Below are 2558 nucleotides of genomic sequence, written 5' to 3'. Positions count from 1 at the left end.
CCCGCAACAACGGGGACTGGGCGAAGATCTGGCAGTGCCTCAGCCCGGGATTCGGGAACCAGGACTTCGTCATCGACAGCGGCCAGATCAAGGTCAAGGACACCATCTGACGGCCCGTCCTGGTGACACCGGCCCGGTCGGGCGGTCCCGCCCGCCTCGCCGGGTTGGCGTCCGGCCGGGGATTCGGGGAGACTCGCCCGCATGGTCTCGGTAGTGCAGAACGTGGCGATCGACTGCGCCGACGCGTACGAACTGGCCCGGTTCTGGGGCGAGGTGACCGGGCGCCCGGTCGACCCGGCGGCGAAGCCGGGGGACGGGGAGACGCAGGTCGAGCTGGGCGGCGGGCTGGTGCTGTACTTCAACCAGGTGCCCGAGCCGAAGACGGTCAAGAACCGGGTCCACCTGTGCCTGCGCCCCGAGACCCCGCGCGACGGGGAGGTCGAGCGGCTGCTGGCCCTCGGCGCCGCCTTCCTCGCCGACCGGCGCAACCCCGACGGCACCGGCTGGGCCGTTCTCGCCGACCCCGAGGGCAACGAGTTCTGCGTGCTGCGCAGCACCGCCGAACGGGCCGCGCCGAGCGCCTGACCCCAGGCGTGCGGAATCCCCTCGGAGCGGGTCACTCCGAGGGGATTCCGCACGTCAGCCGGACGCCACCGGCGCAAGCGCGGTCGGATCGGCGGCGGAGACCCGGCTGCCGGCGTTCACCCGGACGGGCACGGAACCGGCCGCCTGCTGGACCTCCCGCGCGAAGGCCGGCGACTTCGCGCCCTCCTCGGAGGTGGTGACCACGATGCCGGTGCCGTCCGGGGAGGACCCGGACGCGAAGACCGGGAAGGAGAACGGCTTCCGCTGCTGGGCGGCGAACACCTGGGCGGAGGCCCGGGACTGGTCCCTCGCGGTGTACTGGCAGGCCCGGATCTCGACGTCCACCCCGGCGGTGTCCGGGTGGGCCCGGTGCGCGGCCTCGACCATGCTCCTGGCGCGGACCGGGTCGGTGGCGTACAGCACCACGTGGCGGGCGTCGACCGACAGGCTCCCGTAGATGTCGCCGAACTCGCCGCGCCCCTGCTCGCCGAGGGCCGAGGCCGTGTCGGTCACCGCGACGGCGATCGACGGCGTGGTGTCGGCCGAGGGCGCGGACGCGGAGGGCGGGGCCGCCACCGCGACGGCGGGCGTGCCGGTGGCGGCGGAGCCGCAGGCGGTGAGCAGGGCGAACGCTCCTGCGGCGAGGGGCAGGGCGACGGCGGCACGGCGGTTCAACTCGTTTTCCTCTCAGAGGTGTTGACGGACCGCCGATGGGACGTGCGGCGCATCCGACCGGTTCCCCCGTGGCGTATCCGGCCGGTTCCCCCGCGGCGCGTCCGTGGTGCGCAACGGCCACCAGAGCGCGCGGCCGAGGAGGGCGGCGACGGCCGGGACCAGGGCCAGTGAGAGGACGCCGGCGGAGAGCAGGATGCCGAGCGTGAGGGCGAAGGCGGTCTGTTCGGTGCCGGGCGTCGCGGCCAGGGTGGCGAAGGACCCGGCCAGCACCAGGCCGGCGGTGGCGATGGTCGGGGTGGTGTGGCGGACGGCGCGGGCCACGGCGGCGCGGGCCGGGCCGGGGCGGTGCATCTCCTCGCGGATCCGGTCGGTGATCAGGATGTTGTAGTCGGTGCCGAGCGCCACCACGAACAGGAACAGCACCAGCGGCAGGGTGAAGTCGACGCCGGGTCCGTTCCGCAGGTGCTGGAAGACCAGCGTCGCCGCGCCCAGGGTGGCCGCGAAGCCCGCGCCGACGGCGAGCATCAGCACCAGCGGGGCCAGCAGGCTGCGCAGGAGCAGCAGCAGGATCAGGGCGATCAGTCCGGCCGCGACCGGGAAGACCAGCGCCAGGTCGTGGTCGACGGCGGTGGAGATGTCCGCGAAGATCGCCGCCGTGCCGCCGACATGGGCGCTCGTCCCGGCGGGGGTGTGCGCGGCGACGGCGGCGCGGACGGGGCCGGCGACCAGGTCGCGGGCCTGCTTGCTCTGCGCGTCGGCGGTCGGGTAGAGGTCGATCCGGGCGGCCCGGCCGTCGGGGCTCAGCGCGGGCCGGCCGACCTGGCCGATGCCGTCCACCCGTCCCAACTCCCGGGCGAGCGCGTCGAACTGCTCGACCTTGACGGTCCCGCCGTCCTTCGCCGTGAGGTACACCGTGGTCGGGTCGGAGACGCTCGCCGGCAGCGCCCGGGCGATCTCCGCCGCGGTGGCGGCCGCCGGGGTGTCGGAAGTGCCGCCGCCCTGGCCGTAGTTCATCCGGATGCCCGCGACGCCGGCGGTCAGCACCCCGAGCAGCACGACGGCCGTCATCAGCAGGGCCGCCGGCCGCCGGGCGACCAGCTCGCCGTACCGGCCCGCGACGCCCTCCCGCGGCTGCCGGCGCAGGGCGCGGGACGGCCAGAACATCCCCCGGCCGCAGGCCGCGAGCAGCGCGGGCATCAGGGTGAGGCTGCCGAGCAGCATGACCAGCACGGCGACCGCGACGGCCGGGCCGAGCGAGCGGAACTGGCCGAAGCTCGCCACGCCCAGGGTGGCGAACG

3 protein-coding genes are annotated in these 2558 nt (G+C 75.1%); 1 reads left to right on the top strand and 2 read right to left on the bottom strand.

All coding sequences use genetic code 11. The features are described 5' to 3' along the window. The first annotated feature begins 201 nt into the window (after positions 1 to 201). Positions 202 to 585 (top strand): VOC family protein, encoded by a 384-nt coding sequence (locus tag IEZ12_RS11750; protein WP_189271984.1) that lies wholly within the window; start codon positions 202 to 204, stop codon positions 583 to 585. 54 nt (positions 586 to 639) lie between these two features. On the opposite strand, the gene IEZ12_RS11745 is transcribed toward IEZ12_RS11750, so the two are convergent. Both IEZ12_RS11745 and IEZ12_RS38230 read right to left on the bottom strand, forming a co-directional pair. Continuing rightward, positions 640 to 1260 (bottom strand): hypothetical protein, encoded by a 621-nt coding sequence (locus IEZ12_RS11745; RefSeq protein WP_189271983.1) that lies wholly within the window; start codon positions 1258 to 1260, stop codon positions 640 to 642. Between the two features lie 12 nt (positions 1261 to 1272). Further along, on the bottom strand, positions 1273 to 2558 hold a 1286-nt coding region (locus IEZ12_RS38230), incomplete at its 5' end, for an MMPL family transporter (RefSeq protein WP_229847449.1).

Source organism: Kitasatospora griseola (genome assembly GCF_014648555.1).
In the GTDB taxonomy this organism is placed as follows: domain Bacteria; phylum Actinomycetota; class Actinomycetes; order Streptomycetales; family Streptomycetaceae; genus Kitasatospora; species Kitasatospora griseola.
This window is presented reverse-complemented; position numbering and strand designations above follow the sequence as displayed.

Bases quoted from the DNA above. Each gene is read 5' to 3' on its own strand.
- IEZ12_RS11750 (WP_189271984.1), top strand. From the start codon at position 202: ATGGTCTCGGTAGTGCAGAACGTGGCGATCGACTGCGCCGACGCGTAC.